We start from the raw sequence: 22,721 nt of genomic DNA, 5'->3' as shown, positions 1-22,721 counted from the left end.
GCGGGCAAGGGGGCTCTGGTGAGGGCGCTAGGGTACCATTCCCCCTTTGCACGCACCGGACACAATCCATGATTCGAAGCATGACCGCCTATGCCGGCGGCGAGCGGGTCACCCCGTGGGGCACGCTGGGCTGCGAGCTGCGCTCGGTCAACCACCGCTTCCTGGAGGTCGGCACCCGCCTGCCCGAGGAACTGCGGGCGCTGGAGCCGCAGCTGCGTGAGCGCATTGCGGCGCGCCTGAGCCGCGGCAAGCTGGATCTGGTGATGCGCCTGCGCGCGCCGGAAGCGGCGGGCAGCCTGCAGGTCAACGAGGTGCTGCTGGGGCAGCTGGGCCAGCTGGCCCACCGGCTGACCTCCGATTTCCCCAATCTGCAGGTCAGCTTCACGGAACTGCTGCAGCTGCCCGGCGTGACCCAGGGCGAGGCGACCGACGCGGCAGCGTTGCAGGCCGAGGCGCTGTCGCTGCTGGACCAGGTGCTGGACGGTTTCGTTGCCGCTCGTGAGCGTGAAGGCGACAAGCTGTCCACGGCGATTGCCGAGCGCGTGGATGGCATCGAGCGCATCGCCGCCGAGGTGCGCACCTTGATTCCGGCCATTCGCGACGGCCAGCGCGCCAAGCTGGCCGCACGCCTGGCCGATCTGCCGCACCCGGTCGACCCGGGACGCGCCGAGCAGGAACTGGTGCTGTGGCTGCAGAAGCTGGACGTGGATGAGGAACTGGACCGCCTGGGCAGCCACATCGTCGAGATCCGTCGCGTGCTCAAGCAGCGCGAGCCGGTCGGTCGCCGCCTGGACTTCCTGCTGCAGGAGTTCAACCGCGAAGCCAACACGCTGGGCTCGAAGTCGGTGGACAGCCGTACGTCCAATGCCGCGGTGGAACTGAAGGTGCTGATCGACCAGATCCGCGAGCAGGTGCAGAACATCGAGTGAGACGGCAGGGGCGCCTTCGGGCGCCCTTCTTCGGTCCGGCATTCAGACCACGCTGACGCCCGGCGCTCCCGCGTTCAGGCGGCCCACCACGGCTGCCTGGGCGAACCCCGCATCGTGGAAACAGGCCAGCACCGCATCCACCGCTTCCGGTGCGCATGACACCAGCAGGCCACCACTGGTCTGCGGATCGGTCAGCAATGGCTGCCAGTGCGCCGCCATGCCCTCGGCGAAGCGCACGTCGTTGCCATACGAGGCCCAGTTGCGGCTGGAGGCGCCGGTCACGCAGCCCCGCTGCAGCAGGTCCAGCGCCTGTGGCAGCAGCGGCACCTGTGTGCTGTCCACCTCGGCGGCGACGCCGCTGGCGCGGCACACTTCCAGCAGGTGGCCAAGCAGGCCGAAACCGGTGACGTCGGTCATCGCGTGCACGCCGTCCAATGCGGCCAGCGGCACGCCGACGCTGTTCAGGCGGGTGGTGGAATCGACCATCTGCCGGTAGCCGTCGGCATCCAGCAGTTCCTTCTTCAGCGCCGACGAATACACGCCCACACCCAATGGCTTGCCCAGCACCAGCACGTCGCCGACGCGGGCATCGGCATTGCGCTTGAGCCGCTGCGGATCGAGCACGCCGATCGCGGCCAGGCCGTAGATTGGCTCCACCGAATCGATGCTGTGGCCACCGGCGACCACGATGCCGGCATCGGCACAGGCGCGTTCGCCACCCTGCAGGATGCCGCGGATGGTGTCCTGCGGCAGGGTATTGATCGGCATGCCGACGATGGCCAGCGCGAACAGAGGCCGCGCGCCCATCGCATACAGGTCAGACAGCGCGTTGGTCGCAGCGATGCGGCCGAAGTCGAACGGGTCGTCGACGATCGGCATGAAGAAATCGGTGGTGGCGACGATGGCCTGGCGATCATCGAGGCGATACACCGCCGCGTCGTCGCTGGTCTCACGCCCGACCAGCAGTTCGGCCGGTGCGGGAAGCGCCGGAACCCCACGCAGCAGCTCGGAAAGCACCCCTGGCGCGATCTTGCAGCCGCAACCACCACCATGGGCCAGCGAGGTCAGCCGTTGCGGGGCATCGGCGGGTGAAGGGGCGGGGGACTGCGCGTGCGTGGCCATGCCGACATCTCCTGCGGAAACACCAATGGCGGAAGGCAGCAGGAGTCGAACCTACCAGGGAACGATCGACGCCCCCTGCTGGGTTTGAAGCCCAGCCGCATGCCCGGATGCGCATGCCTTCCGAAAGTACGGCGATGCCGGGGCGCTCAACCGTGGGGGGCGTTCCATTGCAGATCGCCGCGCGGCCGATGCTGGTCACCGACGCGTCGAGTGTAGCCAACGCGATTGAAGAACTCCAAGATCTGGATGCTGCGCTTGCGGCCCAGGCCGATGGCATCGCGGAAGGCGGCCGCATCCACGGTGCCCGTGGCCTGTGACAGCTGCGCGACGATCGCAGCGAGTTCGGCGATGCGGGCCGGTGCATAGAACAGGTCGGGCACCACCTGGAACAGTTCGCCGCGCGCTGCCGCCCTGCGCAGAATGGCGCGGACGTCGTCTTCGGCGAGGCCACGGTCGGCGGCGAGCGTACGCACCCATGGCGGATCGAAACCGCCGGCGTGCAGCTGTGGCAGCACGCGTTCGAGCAGCTGGCGTTCGCGTTCCGGTGGTGCGTGGTCGTGGCCGGGCAGGCGCCACCATGCCCCCACGCGCCGCACGCTGCCGTGGTCGAGCAGATCCTGCAGCAGCGCGTTCCACAGGCCGGTCGCCAGCGCAGGAAGGGTGCTGCGCTGCAGGCGTCCGCTGTCGACACCGGGTTCGTCCGGTCGTCGCTCGCGCCAACCCCGCAGCGAGGTGATCACCTGCTCGCCAAGCGCCTGCCAGTGCCGGGCGAGGATGATCACCGTGTCATCCCGGGTGTTGATGCGCCGCGCGTCCGCGGGCAGGTCGATGCGGTCGGCGGCACGTCGGCAGTAGCGTTGCAGGGCGGTAGCGGGAATGCCGGCAGGCGCCTGTTGCAGCAGCGGGCCCGGCCCGGCGCCGGCCGCCAGTTGCTCCAGCGCCGCCAGCCACGCAAGCCGGGCCGGGCTGCGCCGTCGCCGTTGCGGGGGCTCCGGGTCAAGCACGATGCCGCCTCCCAACGTGTGGGTGGCCGCCGAGTCGCGGGCGATGAAGCGGTCGCCGCACATCACGCAGACCGGTACATCGAACACCAGCTGCACGAGCTGTCCGTTGCCGTGGTCATGGTCCTCCAGCAGCACCGCATGGGCCTGCCGGCGCATCGTGCCCCAGTGGATGTGCAGTGGCGCCCGGTCGCGCAGCGGCGGCGCCAGCGCGGAAAGCCGCAGGCGCACGTCGACGCGGGTGGTGGCCCGCATCGCACGCGGATCGGCAATCCAGTCGCCACGGTTGATGTCGTCGCGGGCGATGGCGGCCAGGTTCAGTGCGCAGCGCTGCCCGGCCATCGCATGCTCGCTGGCCTGGTTCTGCGCATGGATGCTGCGCACGCGCACGTCGGTGGCAGCCGGCATCAGCTGCAGGTGTTCGCCTGCCGCGGCGATGCCGCCGTGCACCGCGCCGGTCACCAGCGTGCCGTGCCCGGCCAGCGAGAACACGCGGTCCACCGGCATGCGGAACAGTTCACGGCGCAGCGCGTCCTGGTGCGCGTTGGCATCGCCCGCGGCCCACGCGTGCAGGCGCGCGCGCAACGCGTTGATGCCTGCATCCTCGGGTGCGGTGCTGTTGCAGGCAAACACAGGGGAGTCCTGCAGTGGTGTGCCGGCCAGCAGCGCGGCGATCTCGATCTCGACCCGGGCGATGCGCGCCGCGTCGACGCGGTCGATCTTGGTCAATGCCACCACGCCGCGATCCACGCCCAGCAGTTGCAGTATCGCCAGGTGTTCACGGGTCTGCGGCATCACCCCATCGTCGGCGGCGACGACCAGCAGGGCGACGTCGATGCCGGTGGCGCCGGCCACCATCGTGTGCACGAAGCGCTCGTGGCCCGGCACATCCACGAAGCCCAGCGTCGCGGCGGGGCCCTGCGCGTCGGTGCCTTCAAGGGGCACGTACGCGTAGCCCAGCTCGATGGAGATGCCGCGCGTGCGTTCTTCCTGCAGGCGGTCGGTCTCGATGCCGGTCAGTGCGCGTACCAGGCTCGTCTTGCCATGGTCGATATGCCCGGCGGTGCCGACGATCATGCCTGCAGCGTGCTCCATTGGGCGAGGAAGTCCGCTTCGTCGGCAGGTTCCAGGCAGCGCAGGTCCAGCCACAGCGCGTCATCGGCGATGCGGCCCAACACCGGCCGGGGCAGCTGGCGCAGGCGCTTGGCCAGGCGATCCAGACCACCACGACGGGCCGATGTGACCCGCAGCCCGGCGCTGGCCAGCTGGGCCTGCGGTTGCGCCCCGCTGCCGATCTGGCTGTGCATCGATGCGCGTTCAAGGGTGCAGTCGGTCGTCAGCGCGGAACGCATGGCCGGCAGCAGGCGCTGTGCCTGTGCATCGATGTCCTGCTGCGTGCGCGTCAGCGTTCGCAGCGTTGGCAACCGTTGCGCCAGGTACTCCGGTTCGCGGTACAGGGCCAGCACCGCTTCCAGTGCGGCCAGGCCCATCTTGTCCATGCGCAGTGCCCGCTTGAGCGGGTTGCGGTTGATCCGCGCAATCAGGTCGGCGCGGCCGGCGATGATGCCGGCCTGCGGCCCGCCCAGCAGCTTGTCGCCACTGAATGAAACCAGATCGGCACCGGCGGCAAGTGCGTCCTGCACGGTCGGCTCGTGCGGCAGGCCGAAGGTGGCCAGATCACACAGGCTGCCACTGCCCAGGTCCACTGCCAGCGGCAACCCATGCTGGTGCGCGATGGCGGCCATCGCCGCGGTGTCTACCTTGGCGGTGAAACCCGTGATCGCGTAGTTGCTGGCATGCACCTCCATCAGCAACGCGGTGCGGGCGCCGATGGCATGGGTGAAATCGGCCGGGTGGGTGCGGTTGGTGGTGCCTACTTCCAGCAGGCGCGCCCCGGCGCTACGCATCACATCAGGAATGCGGAAGGCGCCGCCAATCTCGACCAGCTCGCCGCGTGAGACCACCACCTCGCGGCGGTTGGCCAGGCTGTTGAGCAGCAGCAGGACCGCCGCCGCATTGTTGTTGACCACGGTGGCGGCTTCGGCGCCGGTCAGCTCGCAGACCAGCGCCTGCACCCGTGCATCGCGGTCGCCACGGCGGCCGCGGCTGATGTCGAACTCCAGATCAATCGGCACGGTCATCGTACGGGTGACCGCGTGCACGGCGGTTTCGGGCAACAGGGCGCGGCCGAGGTTGGTGTGCAACACGGTGCCGGTCAGGTTGAACATCGGCTGCAGGTCGAGCCGCGCATCGGCGGTGATTGCGGCGTCGAGCGCCGCGACCAGCGCCGGGCCTTCAATGGCCTGGTGCAACTGCTCGGCCGATAGCTGCGCGGCACTGATGCGCTCACGCAGCGCCTGCAGATGTACGCGCAACAACTGGGTGATGCGGCTGCGGCCGTGGCCCTCGATCAGTGCTCCCAAGGCCGGCAGGCGCAGCAGCCGGTCCAGCGAGGGCAGGGCAGCGGCCGATGCCGGGGTGGGGGGCGTGGCTGTCATTGGCTCAATCGCCGTCGGATTGCCACAGCAGCGGATTCTGGCTGGCACGCGCGTAGCCTTCCTCGCCCAGCAGCAGGTCCAGCGACAGCGTGCCGAGATCATCAGCGACCGGTTCCAGTGCCGGATCCTTTTCCAGATAGAGGATCTTGCGGTAGCTGTGGCAGTGGTCGCAGGTCTCCGCTCGCACGGCGCTTTCACGTACGGCTTCGCCGCTGTCGCCGTCCACATCGGCCAGGGCGCGGTAGGCAATGTCCTTGCCGGCGGCGCCGCACTGGCTGCACTGCACGCGCACGTAGTGCCACTGGCAGGCACACAGCGAGCACGAAAGATAACGGTAGGACGCGTAGGGCGGCCGTGCCTGCACCACGCTGGCCACCGGCAGGGTGCCGCACAACGGGCACAGCCCCGGCGCATCGGCCAGCGGTTTCAGGTCGGTGGGGCGGAAGCTGTCGGCCAGCACCGCCCAGTACACCTGCAGCGCGTTCATCACCAGCAGTGCAGCCACCGCATCCAGCGAAGGCGCGTCATCACGCTCCAGCACCGCATGCGCCTGTGCATCGAGCCATGCGTCATCGGCAGCGGCAACGCGCTGCAGTTCCTGCCGGGTTTCCGCCGGCAGCCCGGCCTCATCGGCACAGTGCCGGCACAAGGTGCGCAACCAGTCGCGCCAATGCCCATCCAGCTGCAGCGTGTTGGCCGGCCGCAACGGCATCCCGGCGCCGGCTGCTGCACTCGATTGCTGGGAACGCGCCTGCGCCTGCAGGGTCTCGCGTTGCTGCGGCGTCAACTCGTCCAGCAGCGACTGCTGCGCATCGGCCAGGGCCGCCAGCAGCTGCAGATAGCCGCCGATGGCGCTGTGCGCAGCCAGGCTGCGCAATCGCGCCGCACGTCCGGCAAACAGCGACGCGGTATCGGGCAGGATGATGCGCGGAACATCGCGCGAGGCCAGCGTCTCGATTTCACCGGGTTCAAGGATGCGTTGCGCCATGCCGGGCCAGCCAGAAGAACCAGCCTCCATCCTCGCCGTTGTCGGCGCTGGCGTCCAGCGCATCAAAGTCAATGCAGTCGAGCATGGCTCGACTCTACAAAGGCCGGATTCGATCATTGCCGTTCATTGTGTCGACCAAGGTCGACACCCACCAACAGCAGCGGGAAACCAACAGCAGCGGGAAACTGTCGAAGGCGGGGTGGGTCCGGTTGCGGGGGCGTGAGCCGCATGGATGCGGCGACCGAGCTTACATGGATGTACTTGCAGCGTCCCCCGCAACCGGACCCACCCCGCCATCCCTCAGGAGACCCGCTTTTGACGTTGACGTTGATTCTGCGGGTGCAGGGCCGCAGGCCCTGCCGCTACCCCTCTTCCCGCCGCCCGCGCAGGATGTCCCGGAACCACTGCCGATGGTGCTTGTACGCCCACCCATAGGTCACCTTGCCCTGGGTCATCGCCCGCACCGAACCCTTGATCCAGATCGCCGCATAGATATGCACCACGATCGCGCAGACCAGTACCCAGCCGAACAGCGCATGGGCCAGCACCGAGAAGCGGATCACCCCGATCGGGAAGAAGTGGCTGAAGTACTGCCGCCAGATCACGAAGCCGGTCAGCAGCAGCGCCGACAGGCAACCGATGATGGCCCAGAACAACAACTTCTGGCCGGCATTGAAGCGGCCCACCGGCGGCAGCTTCTCGTCCTCGTTGCGCAGCACATCGCGCATGCCGCGCATCCACGCGCGGTCATCGGCGCTGAGGAAGTTGTCACGCCACATCCGCAGCGCCAGCAGGGCAAAGCCGATCACCATGGCCAGGCCGATGAACGGGTGCAGGATGCGCGTCCACGGCCCGCCGCCGAACAGCTGGGTCAACGGAAACAGGGCAGGGTGGAACAGCGCCAGCCCGGACAGCGCGGTCAGCACGAAACAGATCGCCACGATCCAGTGGTTGATGCGGGTCGGCGCGCGGTAGCGGATGATCTGCCGCGGGTGCGGTGCGTACTTCATGGCCGCTGCTCCTCTTCGATCTTCTTCGCCTCGTGTTCGGCCTCTTCCTCTTCCTCGTCGTTCACAGTGTTGCGGCCGATGCCGATGTAATGCAGGAAGCCGACAAACGCGGTAGCGGCGATGGCCAGCACGCCCAGCGGCTTGGCCACGCCCTTCCACACCTCCACCATCGGGCTGATGCGCGGGTCTTTGGGCAGGTCGGCGTACAGCTCGGGCTTGTCGACGTGCTGCAGCACGTACATCACGTGGGTGCCGCCGACGCCCTGCGGGTCATACAGGCCGGCGTTCTCGTAGCCGCGTGACTTCAGGTCCTCCACGCGGCCGGCCGCATGCTCGGTCATCGCCTGCTTGCTGCCAAAGGTGATCGCACCGGTCGGGCAGGTCTTCACGCAAGCCGGCTCCTGGCCCACCGCGACGCGGTCCGAGCACAGCGTGCACTTGTAGGCTTTGTGATCCTTCTTGGAAATGCGCGGGACGTCGAACGGGCAGCCGGTGACGCAGTAGCCGCAGCCGATGCAGTTCTCTTCCTGGAAATCGACGATGCCGTTGGCGTACTGGATGATCGCGCCCGGCGACGGGCAGGCCTTCAGGCAACCCGGATCGCTGCAGTGCATGCAGCCTTCCTTGCGGATCAGCCATTCCAGCTTGCCCTTCTCGTCCTCGTACTCGCGGAACTTCATCACCGTCCACGACTGTTCACTCAGGTCGGGCGGGTTGTCATAACTGCCGACGCAGCTGCCGACCTCGTCGCGCAGGTCGTTCCACTCCATGCAGGCGACCTGGCAGGCCTTGCAGCCGATGCACTTGCTCACGTCGATCAGCTTGGCGACCTGGCCGGTGTGCGCACCACGCGCCTCCGGCGAGGGCGTGGTGGTGGCCGAGCGGCGGATGATGTCCAGCGATTGCAGTGACATGACGTGTCTCCTACACCTTCTCGACCTTGACCAGGATGCACTTCGACTCGGGCGTCTGCGAGTTGCCGTCACCGATGGCGTTGGTCAGCGTATTGGCGATGTAGCCGGGCTTGGCCGCACCGAGGAAGCCCCAGTGGATCGGTATGCCCACCTGGTGCACGGTCTTTCCATCGATCTGCAGGGCTTTGATGCGCTTGGTCACCATCGCGACGGCTTCGATATGGCCGCGCTTGGAACTCACGCGCACGCGGCTGCCGTTGTTGATGCCCAGCTCGTCGGCCAGCGCCGCGCCGATCTCGACGAACTGCTCGGGCTGGATGATGGCGTTGAGCTTGCCGTGCTTGGTCCAGAAGTGGAAATGCTCGGTCAGGCGGTAGGTGGTGGCCACATGCGGGAACTCGTCCGGCGAGCCGATCTGCGCACGGTCGCTGGCAAACACGCGCGCGGCCGGGTTGTTCAGCGTCTGCGCCTGGCCGGGGCTGAGCGGGTTGCTGCGCAGCGGTGTATCGAACGGCTCGTAATGCTCGGGGAACGGGCCCTCGGCCATGCCGGCCTTGGCGAAGAAGCGGGCGATGCCTTCGGGGTTCATGATGAACGGTCCCATGCCGCCGGCCGGATCTTCGTCGGCCTTGAAGTCGGGTACGTCCACGCTGCCCCAGTTCTTGCCGTTCCACGCCAGCAGCGTGCGTCGCGGGTCGAATGGCTGGCCGGCCACATCGCACGAGGCGCGGTTGTACATCACGCGGCGGTTGGCCGGCCACGCCCAGGCCCAGCCCAGCGTATTGCCGATGCCGGTCGGGTCGCTGTTGTCACGCCGCGCCATCATGTTGCCGGTCGGGCCCCAGGCGCCGATGTAGATCCAGCAGCCCGATGAGGTGCTGCCATCGTCGCGCAGGTCGCCGAACGCGGCCAGCTGCTCGCCGGCCTTGCGCACCAGCTTGGTCGGGTCCTTGGGATCGAACACGTCCGCCAGCGCCTTGCCGTTGTATTCCATCGCCAGTTCTTCCGGCGTCGGCACCTCCGGGTTGGAATACTTCCAGGCCAGATCGCGCACCGGCTCCCACCATGCGCCGCCGTCCTTCTCGTACATCGCTTTGATGCGATGGAACAGCTCGGACATGATCTCGATGTCGCTGCGCGCTTCGCCCGGTGGATTGGCGCCCTTCCAGTGCCACTGCAGCCAGCGCGAGGAGTTCACCACCGCGCCGTTCTCCTCGGCGAAAGAGGTGGTCGGCAGGCGGAACACTTCGGTCTGGATGGCGCGGGGATCGACGTCGTTCAGCGCGCCATGGTTCTGCCAGAACGCAATCGTCTCGGTTTCCAGCGGGTCCATGCTGACCATGAACTTCAGCTTGGAGAACGCGCTGATCAGCTTGCCCTTGTTCGGCGCCGAGGCCAGCGGGTTGAAGCCCTGGCAGATGTAGCCGTGGATCTTGCCTTCGTTCATCAGCTCGTACGCCTGCAGCATGTCGTACGGCTTGTCGAGCTTGGGCAGGTAATCGAAGCACCAGTTGTTGTCGGCGGTGGCGGCGTCGCCCCACCACGATTTCATCAGGCTGACGTGGAACTTCGGATAGTTCTGCCAGAACGACATCTGGTTGGCGCGCAGTGGTTTCTGCGTGCGCTTGGCGATGTAGGCCTCGTAGTCCTGTTCGTCCTGTTTCGGCAAGGTCAGGTAGCCGGGCAGCAGGTCGGACATCAGGCCGATGTCGGTCAGGCCCTGGATGTTGGAGTGTCCGCGCAGCGCGTTCATGCCGCCGCCGGCCACGCCGATGTTGCCCAGCAGCAGCTGCACCATGGTGCCGGCACGCACGTTCTGCGCGCCCACCGAGTGCTGCGTCCAGCCCAGCGCGTACAGGATGGTCATCGCCTTGTCCTTGCCGGCGGTGGACGCGATCATGTCCCAGACCTGGCGGATGCTGTCGGCCGGCGTACCGCAGAAGCGTTCGACCATCTCCACGGTGTAGCGCGCGTAGTGCTGCTTGAGCAGGGTGTAGACGCAGCGCGGGTCCTTCAGCGTCGGGTCGCTGCGCACGAAGCCATCATCACCATAGACGTAGTCCCAACTGGAACGGTCGTAGCTGCGCTTCTCTTCGTTGTAGCCCGAGTACAGGCCGTCCTTGAAGGCGAATTCGTCCTTCACCAGGAACGACATGTCGGTGTAGTTCAGCACGTACTCGTGCTGGATGCGGTCCTCGGTCAACAGGTAGTTGATCAGGCCGCCCAGGAACACGATGTCGGTGCCGGTACGGATCGGCGCATACACGTCGGCCACCGCGGCCGAGCGGTTGAAGCGCGGGTCGACCACGATCAGGCGGGCCTTGTTGTGTGCCTTGGCTTCGGTCACCCATTTGAAGCCGCACGGGTGCGCCTCGGCGGCATTGCCACCCATGATCAGGATCAGGTCGGCATTCTTGATGTCGACCCAATGATTCGTCATCGCACCACGGCCTAGCGTCGGGGCAAGACCTGCCACCGTCGGGCCGTGTCAGACACGTGCCTGGTTGTCGAATGCCAGCATGCCCAGCGAGCGCACGACCTTGTGGGTCAGCACCGCGGTTTCATTGCTGGTGGCCGAGGCCGCCAGCATGCCCGTGGTCAGCCAGCGGTTGACCGTCTGCCCGGCCTCGTTCTTCTCTACGAAGTTGGCGTCGCGGTCTTCCTTCATCAGCCGCGCGATGCGGTCAAGCGCATCGTCCCAGCTCAGCCGCTTCCACTCGTTCGAGCCCGGTGCGCGGTACTCGGGGTATAGCAGGCGCGACTTGCTGTGGATGATGTCGGCCAGGCCGGCACCCTTCGGGCACAGCGTGCCGCGGTTGACCGGATGGTCCGGGTCGCCTTCGATATGGAAGATGCTCGGCTCGGCGTTCTTGGCACCATCGCCGAGGCTGTACATCAGGATGCCGCAGGCCACCGAACAGTAGGTACAGGTGTTGCGGGTCTCGGTCGCGCGGGTCAGCTTGTACTGCCGGACCTCCGCGAGCGCGATGCCGGGCGCGAAGCCCATCAATGCCAGGCTGGAGCCCACCAGGGTTGTCCCGGTGACCTTCAGGAACTGGCGGCGACTCATCGAGGGCATGCCGTTCTCCTTGGATGGCGGGGCGGCACGCAGACCACCCGGCTGTCGGTAGGTACGGCCCGGTTATAGCACAGGCCCCCGGATGTCCATGTGGCACAAGGTCCGGCCGCCTCGCCAAGGGGCGCGAAAAGGGGCGGCTCTGGTAAAGTTGCGTGCCCGCACCCCGGGGAGCCGTCTGCCGGGCCTGGTTCCAGGATGTTCCGTGCAGCCTCCGCCGTCCTGGCGCGATCCTCCGCGCCGGATCTGGAACATCGAGGAAAAATTTTGCGAAATCAACCAGTTGGGTTCCGTGCATGAGCGCCCCGTCACCTTCGTCGGACGCCGTCGCGCGCGGCACGCTGTACATCGTTGCCGCCCCCTCCGGCGCCGGCAAGAGCAGCATCGTCAACGCCACGCTGGCGCGTGATCCGCAGATCGCCCTGTCGATTTCCTTCACTTCGCGTGCGATGCGCCCGGGTGAAGTGAACGGCCAGCACTACCATTTCGTCAGTGCCGAAAAGTTCGAGCAGATGATCGCCGCCGGCGATTTCTTCGAGCATGCCTGGGTGCACGGCGACTGGAAGGGCACCGCCCGGCAGTCGGTGGAACCGCAGCTGGCCGCCGGCCAGGACGTGCTGCTGGAGATCGACTGGCAGGGCGCGCAGCAGGTGCGCCAGCTGGTGCCGGGCACGGTCACCGTGTTCATCCTGCCGCCGTCCAAGCAGGCGTTGCAGGACCGCATGCGCAAGCGTGGCCAGGACAGCGAGGCGGTCATCGCCCAGCGCCTGGGTGCGGCGCGTGACGAGATGCTGCACTTCAACGAGTTCGACTACGTGATCGTCAACGAGGTGTTCGACACCGCCGTGGACGAGCTGTGCGCCATCTTCACCGCCAGCCGCCTGCGCCGGGAGGCCCAGAAGGTCCGCCACGCCGGCCTGATCCAGGCCCTGTTGACCCCTGATCCGGGCGCAACTGACTGATTCCAAAAGAATCGGGTGGGGGTTGGCTTGATTTTGTCCAGCCCCTGCCAGTACACTCCGTCCCCTTTCCCTCATTCGACTGAGCGGCCGACCGGTCGCCGGGAGCCCGTATGGCCCGCATCACCGTAGAAGATTGCCTGGAAGTCGTTAACAACCGTTTCGAACTGGTCATGATGGCTTCCAAGCGTGCCCGCCAGCTCGCCAACGGCGTGCAGGCCACGCTGGACAACAGCGAGACCGAGGACAAGCCGACCGTGCTGGCGCTGCGCGAAATCGCCGCCCGCAAGATCGACAACGCGCTGATCGACGAAGTCGAGAAGGCCGAGCGTGAGCGCGCCGAGCGCGAAGCGCTGGAGTGGGCCGCCGCCGAAGTGGTCGCCGACGAAGACATGTCCAAGAACGACGATTGATCACATCGATCAGAGTCATTGCTGGATAGCCGAACAGCCCGCCCCGCGCGGGCTGTTTCGCATTCAGGATTTGCCGTAAACGTCGCGCTGGAATAGGCTTCGGGCATGAACCCAGGCCCCACTGCCAAGGTCGCCGCAGCCGCCACTGCCGCCGTACCCGACTACGTCCTCCAGCTTGAACGCGCCGCCCATTACCTGCCGCCGGAGCAGCTGCCGCTGCTGCGCCGTGCCTGGGAAGTCGGATCCGCCGCGCACGCTGGGCAGACGCGCAAGTCGGGCGAGCCCTATATCACCCATCCGGTGGCCGTGGCCCAGGTGCTGGCCGAGCTGGGCCTGGACGTGGAAGCACTGATCGCCGCGATCCTGCACGACACCATCGAAGACACCCCGCTGACCCGTGAGGAACTGGCCTCGGAGTTCGGCGAAGCCGTGGCCGAACTGGTCGACGGCGTGACCAAGCTGGACAAGCTGAAGTTCCGCGACCGCCAGGAAGCGGCCGCCGAGAGCTTCCGCAAGATGCTGCTGGCGATGTCGCGCGACCTGCGCGTGATCATGATCAAGCTGGCCGACCGCCTGCACAACATGCGCACGCTGGGCGCGCAGAGCCGCGAGGCACGTGGCCGCATCGCCCGCGAGACGCTGGAGATCTACGCACCGATCGCCCAGCGCCTGGGCATGAGCCTGGTCAAGAGCGAACTGCAGAACCTCGGGTTCAAGGCGCTGTATCCGTGGCGCCACGCGATCATCGAAAAGCACATCCGCAGCCAGCCGGTGGTGCGCCGCGAAGCGATGGCGCAGGTGGAAGTGCAGTTGTCGCAGCGCCTGGCCAAGGAAGGGATCGAGCATCGGCTGATCAGCCGCATCAAGACCCCGTGGAGCATCTACAACAAGATGCGCGACGAGAACAAATCCTTCGACCAGGTGATGGACGTGTTCGGCTTCCGCCTGGTCGTGCGCAGCGTGCCCAGCTGTTACCACGCGCTGGGTTCGGTGCATGCCACCTTCAAGCCGCTGGATGGGCGCTTCCGCGATTTCATCGCCATTCCCAAGGCCAACGGTTACCAGTCGCTGCATACCGTGCTGTTCGGGCCCTACGGTTCGCCCATCGAAGTGCAGATCCGCACCGAAGAGATGGACCTGATCGCCGAACGCGGCGTGGCCGCGCACTGGACCTACAAGTTCGGTGGTGATTCGCCCAACAGCGCGCAGAGCCGTGCCCACGCCTGGATCGTCGAGCTGATCGATTCGCAGCGCGCCGCCGGTTCCTCGCTGGAGTTCCTCGACAACGTCAAGGTCGACCTGTTCCCGGACGAGGTCTACCTGTTCACCCCGAAGGGCAAGATCCTGGCCCTGCCGCGCAACTCCACCGCGCTCGATTTCGCCTATGCCGTGCATACCGATGTCGGCAACATGGCGGTGGCCTCGCGGGTGGACAAGAAGCTGGTGCCGCTGCGCACCAAGCTGGTGTCGGGCCAGTCGGTGGAAATCATCACCGCGCGCTCGGCCACGCCGAAACCGCAGTGGCTGGAGTTCGTGGTCACCAGCAAGGCACGCACCGCCATCCGCCACCAGCTCAAGCAGCTGGAACACGAAGATGCCGTGCAGCTGGGCCATCGCATGCTCGACCGTGCGTTGGAAGCCATGGATTCCTCGCTGGAGCGGCTGCCGAAGGGGCGCCTGGATGCGTTCCTGGCCGAGCACCGCTTCCCGCGCCTGGAGGCCCTGCTGGCCGAAGTCGCGCTGGGCAACTGGATGCCGACCCAGGCCGCGCAGGCACTGATGGCCTACGCCGAACTGCGCGGTGGCCCGCATTCGCGCCACCACTCGCAGGAAAAGATCCTGATCAACGGCAGCGAACGCGGCGTGGTCACCTTCGCCGGCTGCTGCCAGCCGATTCCCGGCGACGAGATCATGGGCTACCACACCGCCGGCAAGGGCATCGTGGTGCACCGCATGGACTGCCCGAACCTGGCCGAACTGCGCAAGTCGCCCGAGCGCTGGGTGCCGATCGGCTGGGACACCACCGTCTCCGGCGACTACGACACCTCGTTGGTGGTGGAAGTGGAGAACGGCACCGGCGTGCTGGCGCAGCTGGCGGCCGCCATCGCCCAGAGCCACTCCAACATCGAGCGCGTGGACTACCTGGACCGCGACTTCAACGCCGCCGTGCTGGCGTTCAACATCCAGGTGCGCGACCGCAACCACCTGGCCGAAGTGATGCGCCGCCTGCGCCGCCTGTCGGTCGTGCAGTCGGTACGCCGCCAGTAGATCCACGCCATGCGTGGATGCTCCCGGTAGTGCCGGCCGCTGGCCGGCAACCGCGCGATGCCGGCAAACGTTCATGGAGTTGCCGGCCAGCGGCCGGCACTACCCTCATCTGTGCAGGGTCAAAGCCGCCCCCACCCGGTACAATCACCGCTCTGTTTCCCCCAAGCTCCGGAGCGACCCATGTCCCGCCAGATCATCAACACCGAAAAGGCTCCCGCCGCCATCGGCCCGTACTCGCAGGCCGTGCGCGCCGGCAACACCGTGTACTTCTCCGGGCAGATCCCGCTCGACCCGGCTACCGGCGACATCGTCGGCGCCGGTGACGTCGAAGCCCAGGCCCGTCGCGCCTTCGACAACCTCAAGGCCGTGGCCGAAGCCGCTGGCGGCTCGCTGGACAAGGTCGTGCGCCTGGGCCTGTACCTGACCGATCTGGGCGAGTTCGCCAAGGTCAACGCGGTCATGCAGGACTACTTCCAGGCGCCGTACCCGGCCCGTTCCACCATCGAAGTGTCCGGCCTGCCGAAGGGCGCCAACTTCGAGGTCGACGCGGTGATGGTCATCGACTGACCGCCACGTGGCACGCAAGGCGGCGGTCACCCCGGTCCTGTCACCGTCCGGCGAAGCATCCCTCGCGATGCTCGCTGGCGTGGGCCCGGCCGTGGCCGCCAAACTGCAGGCGCGTGGCCTGGCCACCCTGCAGGATCTCTGGCTTCACCTGCCGCTTCGCTATGAAGACCGCACCCGGCTGACCCGCATCGAAGACCTGCGCAACGGCGTGCCGGCGCAGGTGGAAGGGCGGGTGGTCGCGGTTGAACGCGGCATGCGCTACCGGCCGATGCTGAAGGTGGCGGTGGAGGATGAAGGGCAGGGCACCCTGGTGCTGCGCTTCTTCCATTTCCGCCAGCAGCAGGTCGGCCAGTTCGCGGTCGGCAACCGGCTGCGCTGCTTTGGCACGCCCAAGCCCGGCCACCTCGGCCTGGAGATCGTCCACCCCAGCTACCAGGTGCTGGGCCGCAATGACGATCCCGAACTCGGCGACCGCCTCGACCCGGTGTATCCCACCGTCGAGGGCGTTGGCCCGATGACGATGCGCAAGCTGATCGGCCAGGCCCTGGACCGCCTGCCCGAGGAAAGCACGCTGGAACTGCTGCCCAGTGGCTGGCTGGACGGCCTCAAGCTGCCCTCCCTGCGCAGCGCGCTGCTGACCGTGCACCGGCCGCCGCCGGATGCCGACCTGGCCGCGCTGGCCGCAGGCACCCATCCGGCGCAGCGTCGCCTGGCGATGGAAGAGCTGCTGGCGCACCACCTCAGCCTGCGTCGCCAGCGCATCGCATTGCAGGCGCATCACGCGCCGCCGCTGGCCGGCCCGGGCACGCTGGCCAAAGCACTGCTGAAGCAGCTGCCGTTCGCGCTGACAGGTGCGCAGGCACGCGTGTTCAAGCAGATCCGCGAAGACCTGTCGCGGCCCAGCCCGATGCTGCGGCTGGTGCAGGGCGACGTCGGCTCCGGCAAGACCGTGGTTGCCGCGCTGGCGGCGATGCTGGCGGTGGAACAGGGCAAGCAGGTCGCATTGGCGGCGCCCACTGAACTGCTGGCCGAACAGCATCTCAACAACCTGCGCGGCTGGCTGGAACCGCTTGGCGTGCGCATCGCCTGGCTGGCCGGCAAGGTCACCGGCAAGGCGCGCGCCAAGGTGATGGAACAGGTCGCCAACGGCGAGGCGCAGGTGGTGGTCGGTACCCACGCGCTGATGCAGGACGCGGTGGTGTTCCAGGACCTGGCCCTGGCCATCGTCGATGAGCAGCACCGCTTCGGCGTGCACCAACGCCTGGCCCTGCGCGACAAGGGCGCGGGCGGCAACAGCGTGCCACACCAGTTGGTGATGACCGCAACGCCGATTCCGCGCACGCTGGCGATGTCCGAGTACGCGGATCTGGACGTGTCGGCCATCGACGAACTGCCGCCCGGCCGCACGCCGGTGCAGACCGTGGCACTCAACAACGACCGTCGCCCCGAGCTGATCGAGCGCATCGCGCTGGCCTGCCGGGAAGGGCGGCAGGTGTACTGGGTGTGCACGCTCATCGAGGAAAGCGAAGAGCTGGATGCCACGCCCGCGCAGGCCACCTACGAATCGCTGCAGGCGCTGCTGCCGGGCGTGCGCGTCGGGCTGGTGCATGGCCGCCTGAAGGCGGCCGAGAAGCTGGCGACGATGGTGGCGTTCAAGGCCGGCGAGATCGACCTGCTGGTGGCGACCACCGTCATCGAAGTGGGCGTGGACGTACCCAATGCCTCGCTGATGGTGATCGAGAACGCCGAGCGGCTGGGCCTGGCCCAGCTGCACCAGCTGCGTGGCCGTGTCGGCCGTGGATCGGCCGTGTCGCGCTGCGTGCTGCTGTACCAGGCGCCGCTCTCGCAGATGGCGCGCGAGCGCCTGCAGACCATGCGCGAAACCAACGATGGTTTCGTCATCGCCGAGAAGGACCTGGAGCTGCGCGGCCCCGGCGAACTGCTCGGCACCCGCCAGACCGGACTGGCCGGATTCCGCATCGCCGACCTGGCCCGCGACGCCGGCCTGCTGCCCGGCGTGCACGACCTCGCCGAACGCCTGCTGGCCCAGCAACCCGCACTGGCCGACCGCGTGGTGCAGCGCTGGATCGGCACCGCCGTGCGCTACGCCTCGGCGTAATGCCGCCTTGGGTGGGGTGTGGACCTTGGTCCACACATCCACGCCGCGCGCGTGAGTCGAGCCTGGCTCGACTCTACAGAGAGCCTTTTCGACCAATCCATGGAAGTGTCGACCAAGGTCGACACCTACCAACAGCAGCGTGTCGACCAAGGTCGACACCCACCAGCAGCGGAAATCTGTCGAAGGCGGGGTGGGTCCGGTGGCGGGGGTGTCCGCGGCATGGATGCCGCGGCCAAGCCCCCAGGGATGGGTTTACGGCGTCCCCCGTCATCGGACCCACCCCGCCATCCCCCAGGAAACCAGCTTTTGCCGTTGCTCTGGCGTTTGCCGTTGATTCGGCGGGTGCAGGGCGCAGCCCTGCCGAACCCCAACCCCCGTACTTGCAACGGTCATCATCCCGGTCCACACTTCGTTGCCGATCTGAAGACGGCAACGATGACCCACAAGATCCCCCTGTTGATCGACACCGACCCCGGTGTGGACGACGCCCTGGCCCTGCTGATGGCCTTTGCCGATGAACGGCATGACGTGGTCGCCCTGACCATCGCCGCCGGCAATGTCGGCCTGCAGTACACCGTCCGCAACGCCCTCAAGCTCTGCGACATCGTTGGCCGCGCCGACGTGCCGGTGTTTGCCGGCAGCCCGGATCCGCTGCTGCATCCCTCCGTCGACGCTGCCCACGTGCATGGCCGTGATGGTTACGGCGATGTGGACCTGGCGCCGCCGAGCCGCCAGGCCGAAGCCGAACATGCCGCGCTGGCCATCCTGCGCCTGTCGCACGAACACGCCGGCGAACTGATGCTGGTGATGCTCGGCCCGCTGACCAACCTGGCGCTGGCGCTGAAGCTGGACCCGACCCTGCCCCAGCGCATCAAGCGCATCGTGGTGATGGGCGGCGCGGTCACCTGCCACGGCAACATCACCCCGGCCGCCGAATTCAACATCGCGTTCGACCCGGAAGCGGCGCATGTGGTGTTCACCTCGTTCAAGCACCTGCTGGTATCGGACTGGGAAGCCACCGTCGCCCATGGCCTGCCGCTGCAGGATGCCGAGAAGTGGCTGCAGGCCGATTCCGATCGCGCCCGCTTCTACGAGCTGATCTCGCGCAAGACCCGTGGCCTGTCCGAGGACAGCAAGGGGGGCCGCTGGTATACCGCCGACGCGGTGGCCATGGCCTGGGCGTTGAACCCGGAATGGCAGCTGCAGGTCGAGTCGCGGCCGCTGAACGTGGAACTGAACGGCACGTTCAGCCGCGGTGCCACCATCGTCGACTGGAACCGCCAGACCGGCCAGCCGGACAACTGCGATCTGCTGATGGCCTACGACCAGCAGCGTTTCGAGGCCCTGGTACGCCAGGCCCTGGGCGCGGACTGAGGTCGATGTCCCGGTACCGGTTGCCCCGGGCGGCAACCGGTGCTTATAATGCCGCTCTTGACCACCAGCCCATTTACGGTGTGAGCCCATGAAGGCCGATATCCATCCGAACTACCGCGACGTCGTCTTCCATGACGTCACCTCCGATTTCAAGATCCTGACCCGCTCGACCATGGCGACGAAGGAAACCATCCAGTGGGAAGACGGCAACGAATACCCGCTGGTCAAGGTTGAAATTTCCTCGGCTTCGCACCCGTTCTACACGGGCAAGCACAAGGTCATCGACACCTCGGGCCGTATCGACAAGTTCCAGAAGCGCTACGCGCGCTGATCTGTCGATCCAGCTTCGAACCGACGGCCGCGCTCTGCGCGGCCGTTTGTTTTTCCCCAACGCCTGCCCAACGGGCGTTTGGATGGACGGAACACTGCGTTCGTGTGACAACGCTTTTGCCGATCCGGGCCGCTCAATGGCCGGGTTCTGGCCGCCTGTCGTCTACGACTTCTGTCTAGCGCCGGGCAAATGCTGCTGTGCGATAATGGCGTGATCCCCGGCACAGGCCGAGGACGTCATTCACGTGCCTGACCAATGCGCTTGGGCAGGCGCCTTCCCATGAAGGAGCGCACACAGTGTCCGATCTTGATCAGGTCACGCTCAACGCCGGCGATAAGTCCGTCGTTCTGCCCGTCATCAAACCCACCCTTGGCAACGACTGCGTCGACATCGCGAAGCTGACCAAGGAAACGGGGTATTTCACCTACGATTCCGGCTTCACCGCGACGGCCAGCTGCAAGTCCGCCATCACCTACATCGACGGCGACAAGGGCGTGCTGCTGTACCGCGGCTACCCGATCGAACAGCTGTCGGAAAAGTCGAGCTACGTCGAAGTGGCCTACCTGCTGATCAACGGCGAGCGCCCGAGCGCCGAGCAGCTGAAGGCCTTCACCGACGAGCTGGCGGCCGAAGCCAATGTCGATGAGTCGATCAACACCCTGATCGGCAGCTTCGCCAAGGATGCCCACCCGATGGCCATCCTGACCGCCGCCATCGCGCAGCTGTCGGGCATCTACCACGCCTCGCTGGACCTGTCCGACGCCGAACAGCGCCGCCAGGCTGCCGTGCGCCTGATCGCCAAGGTGCCGACCCTGTCGGCGCTGATCTACCGCCACGGCAAGGGCCTGCCGGCCAACAAGCCGGACACCTCGCTGGATTACGTCAGCCGCTTCCTGAAGCAGACCTTCGAGTCGGCCGACGGCCAGTACGAGCTGAACCAGGACGTGGTCAAGGCGCTGGACCTGCTGTTCATCCTGCATGCCGACCACGAGCAGAACGCGTCGACCTCGACCGTGCGCCTGGTCGGTTCGACCGGTGCCAACCCGTATGCGTCGGTCGCTGCGGGCGTCACCGCGCTGTGGGGTCCGGCCCACGGCGGTGCCAACGAAGCCGTGCTGAAGATGCTGGAAGAAATCGGCACTGCCGACAACGTCGAGTCCGCCGTGCTCAAGGCCAAGGACAAGACCTCCGGCTTCCGCCTGATGGGCTTCGGCCACCGCGTCTACAAGAACTTCGACCCGCGCGCCAAGGTCATCGGTGAGATGACCGGCAAGGTGCTCAAGCAGCTGGGCGTGCAGGATCCGCTGCTGGACGTGGCCGTGAAGCTGGAACAGGCCGCGCTGCAGGACGAATACTTCGTCGCCCGCAAGCTGTACCCGAACGTCGATTTCTACAGCGGCATCATCTACAAGGCGCTGCAGATCCCGACCGAAATGTTCACCGTCATGTTCGCCCTGGGCCGTACCTCCGGCTGGGTGTCGCATTGGCTGGAACAGCAGGTCGATCCGGAAATGAAGATCGGCCGTCCGCGCCAGGTCTACACCGGCAGCGACGTGCGCGACTACCAGGGCTGATCGCCCGCAGTAGGTTGTGCTGAAGACGCCCCGCATCCGCGGGGCGTTTTTTTTGCCTGGCGTTGGTAGGTGCCAACCTTGGTTGGCACGCATTCGGCCCAAACCCTCCACGCATCGCCTGGATCTACCGGGCTCGACGGGCGTTGAACCACCACCGCGCCAAGACCGCGTGATTCAAGGGTCTCATCCGCTTCACAACGGCTCGCGCAGCCTCAGGACGCCAGCTGCATTCGCAGCCCTTGAAACGGAGCGTCCATCCCGATGAGTACCCGATTTGATCCACCCGAGCGCGGACCGCTCGGCCCCGACGTCGCCACCGTCGTCACCGCCCCCATCGTTCCGCCCGCCAGCGAAAGCGCGGTGTCCTGGGGCGCGATCTTCGCTGGCGCCGTCGCTGCCGCCGCCCTGTCCCTCATCCTGCTGATTCTCGGCGTCGGCCTCGGCCTGTCGTCGGTGTCGCCGTGGTCGTTTGAAGGTGTCAGCAAGGAAACCTTCGGCTGGTCCAGCATCGCCTGGCTCACCTTCACCGCGCTGGCCGCCTCGGGCCTGGGTGGCTACCTGGCCGGTCGCCTGCGCACCAAGTGGACGCTGATCCACGGCGATGAAACCTACTTCCGCGATACCGCGCATGGCTTCGTATCGTGGGCCGTGGCCACGCTGCTCACCGCCGGCCTGTTGACCTCGGCCATCGGTGGTGTGCTGGGTGCGGGCGCCAAGGTCGCCGGTGCCACGGCGGGTGCAGCCGCGTCGACGGCAGGCGTGGTCACCGCAGCAGCCGGCACGGCCGCTGCAGGCAATGCGCAGGAAGGCGACCTCAACTATTGGGTCGATTCGCTGTTCCGCAGCGCGGCTCGCCCGGCTCCGGGCGCACCGGAGGCAGGGGCGCCGCCGGCACCGGGCACGCCGCCGGCACCGGGTGCGATGAACGATCCGGCCGCACCGCCGCCGCCGGCGGCACCGAACGCCGGTCCGCGTCCGGCCGGCATGACGCCGCCGCCGCGCCCGATGGCGGGTGGCCCCGGCGGCGATCGCCGCGAGGTGCGTGCGGAAGTGAACCGCATCATCGTCAACAGCCTGCAGGGCGATGGCCTTGACCCGGCCGATACCCAGTACCTGTCACAGCTGATTGCCCGCGAAACCGGCATGAGCGAAGCCGAAGCGCAGGCCCGCGTGACCGACGTGCAGACGCGCATGCGTGCGGCGCTGGAGAAGGCCAAGACCACGGCCAAGCAGGCCGCCGACGATGCACGCAAGGCGACGGCGTACGCCGCCCTGTGGCTGTTCATCACCCTGCTGATCGGCGCGTTCTTCGCCAGCCTCAGCGCCACGTGGGGCGGCCGTCGCCGCGACCTGTAGTTCCTATTGCTTCAGGAGAACGGATATGAAGATGTTGCTGCTATGGCTGCTGGGCGTTCCGATCCCGCTGCTGATCCTGTACGCGATCTTCTTCTGACGATTGCGTAGTGCGTGAAGTCTCAGGCCGCCGTAAGGCGGCCTGAGCCATTCTGGGTTGGGCGTTTCATGATGTTTGCGCAGAGCAATGAGAAATGTTGCAAAAACAGGTTGAGAGATATTGAG

General features: G+C 67.0%; 17 protein-coding genes and 1 tRNA gene. 10 read left to right on the top strand and 8 right to left on the bottom strand.

Annotated elements, in window-relative coordinates; translation table 11 throughout:
* The first annotated feature begins 68 nt into the window (after window positions 1-68).
* Entirely contained in the window at window positions 69-929 is an 861-nt protein-coding gene (locus VN11_RS17710; RefSeq protein WP_040007165.1) for a YicC/YloC family endoribonuclease, read from the top strand.
* A gap of 42 nt (window positions 930-971) precedes the next feature.
* On the opposite strand, the gene selD is transcribed toward VN11_RS17710, so the two are convergent.
* From selD to fdnG, 8 genes are all read right to left on the bottom strand, one after another.
* The gene (gene selD / locus VN11_RS17705; RefSeq protein ID WP_053450690.1) at window positions 972-2,051 is read right to left on the bottom strand and encodes a selenide, water dikinase SelD; all 1,080 of its coding nucleotides are present in this window, start codon (window positions 2,049-2,051) and stop codon (window positions 972-974) included.
* Between the two features lie 26 nt (window positions 2,052-2,077).
* Window positions 2,078-2,173 (bottom strand) — tRNA-Sec (locus tag VN11_RS17700).
* 24 nt (window positions 2,174-2,197) lie between these two features.
* The gene (gene selB, locus VN11_RS17695; RefSeq protein ID WP_053451374.1) at window positions 2,198-4,129 is read right to left on the bottom strand and encodes a selenocysteine-specific translation elongation factor; all 1,932 of its coding nucleotides are present in this window, start codon (window positions 4,127-4,129) and stop codon (window positions 2,198-2,200) included.
* Entirely contained in the window at window positions 4,126-5,550 is a 1,425-nt protein-coding gene (selA, locus tag VN11_RS17690; RefSeq protein ID WP_053450689.1) for an L-seryl-tRNA(Sec) selenium transferase, read from the bottom strand. The genes selB and selA overlap by 4 nt, the downstream gene beginning before the upstream one ends.
* 4 nt (window positions 5,551-5,554) lie before the next feature.
* Entirely contained in the window at window positions 5,555-6,538 is a 984-nt protein-coding gene (gene fdhE, locus VN11_RS17685) for a formate dehydrogenase accessory protein FdhE (RefSeq protein WP_053450688.1), read from the bottom strand.
* 362 nt (window positions 6,539-6,900) lie between these two features.
* The gene (locus tag VN11_RS17680; protein ID WP_053450687.1) at window positions 6,901-7,548 is read right to left on the bottom strand and encodes a formate dehydrogenase subunit gamma; all 648 of its coding nucleotides are present in this window, start codon (window positions 7,546-7,548) and stop codon (window positions 6,901-6,903) included.
* Window positions 7,545-8,462 (bottom strand): formate dehydrogenase subunit beta, encoded by a 918-nt coding sequence (gene fdxH, locus VN11_RS17675; protein ID WP_053450686.1) that lies wholly within the window; start codon window positions 8,460-8,462, stop codon window positions 7,545-7,547. Before fdxH ends, VN11_RS17680 begins: the two co-directional genes overlap by 4 nt.
* Window positions 8,463-8,472: 10 nt before the next feature.
* Window positions 8,473-11,541 carry a formate dehydrogenase-N subunit alpha gene (fdnG, locus tag VN11_RS17670; protein ID WP_148564993.1) on the bottom strand — a complete coding sequence of 1,023 codons (3,069 nt, stop codon included), beginning with the start codon at window positions 11,539-11,541 and terminating at the stop codon, window positions 8,473-8,475.
* 293 nt (window positions 11,542-11,834) lie between these two features.
* On the opposite strand from fdnG, the gene gmk reads away from it, so the two are divergent.
* The 9 genes from gmk (at window position 11,835) to VN11_RS17620 (ending at window position 22,499) form a co-directional block, all read left to right on the top strand.
* A complete protein-coding gene (gmk, locus tag VN11_RS17660) occupies window positions 11,835-12,500 on the top strand; it encodes a guanylate kinase (RefSeq protein WP_006466566.1) in 666 nt (221 codons plus the stop codon).
* 110 nt (window positions 12,501-12,610) lie between these two features.
* The gene (rpoZ, locus tag VN11_RS17655; protein WP_005410877.1) at window positions 12,611-12,910 is read left to right on the top strand and encodes a DNA-directed RNA polymerase subunit omega; all 300 of its coding nucleotides are present in this window, start codon (window positions 12,611-12,613) and stop codon (window positions 12,908-12,910) included.
* Window positions 12,911-13,015: 105 nt separating this feature from the next.
* Window positions 13,016-15,178, top strand: a complete 2,163-nt coding sequence (locus VN11_RS17650; protein WP_006466563.1) for a RelA/SpoT family protein — start codon at window positions 13,016-13,018, stop codon at window positions 15,176-15,178.
* Window positions 15,179-15,358: 180 nt separating this feature from the next.
* The gene (locus VN11_RS17645; protein ID WP_005410875.1) at window positions 15,359-15,745 is read left to right on the top strand and encodes a RidA family protein; all 387 of its coding nucleotides are present in this window, start codon (window positions 15,359-15,361) and stop codon (window positions 15,743-15,745) included.
* Window positions 15,746-15,752: 7 nt separating this feature from the next.
* The gene (recG, locus tag VN11_RS17640; protein WP_053450683.1) at window positions 15,753-17,864 is read left to right on the top strand and encodes an ATP-dependent DNA helicase RecG; all 2,112 of its coding nucleotides are present in this window, start codon (window positions 15,753-15,755) and stop codon (window positions 17,862-17,864) included.
* Between the two features lie 435 nt (window positions 17,865-18,299).
* Window positions 18,300-19,238: a nucleoside hydrolase gene (locus tag VN11_RS17635; protein ID WP_053450682.1), complete on the top strand. Its 939-nt coding sequence runs from the start codon at window positions 18,300-18,302 to the stop codon at window positions 19,236-19,238.
* A gap of 88 nt (window positions 19,239-19,326) precedes the next feature.
* The gene (locus VN11_RS17630) at window positions 19,327-19,569 is read left to right on the top strand and encodes a type B 50S ribosomal protein L31 (RefSeq protein ID WP_005410871.1); all 243 of its coding nucleotides are present in this window, start codon (window positions 19,327-19,329) and stop codon (window positions 19,567-19,569) included.
* Window positions 19,570-19,865: 296 nt separating this feature from the next.
* Window positions 19,866-21,143: a citrate synthase gene (locus tag VN11_RS17625; RefSeq protein ID WP_006466260.1), complete on the top strand. Its 1,278-nt coding sequence runs from the start codon at window positions 19,866-19,868 to the stop codon at window positions 21,141-21,143.
* Window positions 21,144-21,404: 261 nt separating this feature from the next.
* Window positions 21,405-22,499 (top strand): hypothetical protein, encoded by a 1,095-nt coding sequence (locus VN11_RS17620; RefSeq protein ID WP_053450681.1) that lies wholly within the window; start codon window positions 21,405-21,407, stop codon window positions 22,497-22,499.
* Window positions 22,500-22,721 lie beyond the last annotated feature (222 nt).

The sequence above is a fragment of the Stenotrophomonas maltophilia genome (assembly GCF_001274595.1).
Lineage (GTDB): Bacteria > Pseudomonadota > Gammaproteobacteria > Xanthomonadales > Xanthomonadaceae > Stenotrophomonas > Stenotrophomonas forensis.
Note: the sequence above shows the minus strand (reverse complement) of the source record. Positions and strands in the feature narration are given on the sequence as shown.

Bases quoted from the DNA above. Each gene is read 5' to 3' on its own strand.
- gmk (WP_006466566.1), top strand. From the start codon at position 11,835: ATGAGCGCCCCGTCACCTTCGTCGGACGCCGTCGCGCGCGGCACGCTG.
- VN11_RS17680 (WP_053450687.1), bottom strand. From the start codon at position 7,548: ATGAAGTACGCACCGCACCCGCGGCAGATCATCCGCTACCGCGCGCCG.
- VN11_RS17645 (WP_005410875.1), top strand. From the start codon at position 15,359: ATGTCCCGCCAGATCATCAACACCGAAAAGGCTCCCGCCGCCATCGGC.
- selB (WP_053451374.1), bottom strand. From the start codon at position 4,129: ATGATCGTCGGCACCGCCGGGCATATCGACCATGGCAAGACGAGCCTG.
- fdhE (WP_053450688.1), bottom strand. From the start codon at position 6,538: ATGGCGCAACGCATCCTTGAACCCGGTGAAATCGAGACGCTGGCCTCG.
- fdxH (WP_053450686.1), bottom strand. From the start codon at position 8,462: ATGTCACTGCAATCGCTGGACATCATCCGCCGCTCGGCCACCACCACG.
- selA (WP_053450689.1), bottom strand. From the start codon at position 5,550: ATGACAGCCACGCCCCCCACCCCGGCATCGGCCGCTGCCCTGCCCTCG.
- VN11_RS17650 (WP_006466563.1), top strand. From the start codon at position 13,016: ATGAACCCAGGCCCCACTGCCAAGGTCGCCGCAGCCGCCACTGCCGCC.
- VN11_RS17630 (WP_005410871.1), top strand. From the start codon at position 19,327: ATGAAGGCCGATATCCATCCGAACTACCGCGACGTCGTCTTCCATGAC.
- VN11_RS17620 (WP_053450681.1), top strand. From the start codon at position 21,405: ATGAGTACCCGATTTGATCCACCCGAGCGCGGACCGCTCGGCCCCGAC.
- rpoZ (WP_005410877.1), top strand. From the start codon at position 12,611: ATGGCCCGCATCACCGTAGAAGATTGCCTGGAAGTCGTTAACAACCGT.
- selD (WP_053450690.1), bottom strand. From the start codon at position 2,051: ATGGCCACGCACGCGCAGTCCCCCGCCCCTTCACCCGCCGATGCCCCG.
- VN11_RS17710 (WP_040007165.1), top strand. From the start codon at position 69: ATGATTCGAAGCATGACCGCCTATGCCGGCGGCGAGCGGGTCACCCCG.
- VN11_RS17635 (WP_053450682.1), top strand. From the start codon at position 18,300: ATGACCCACAAGATCCCCCTGTTGATCGACACCGACCCCGGTGTGGAC.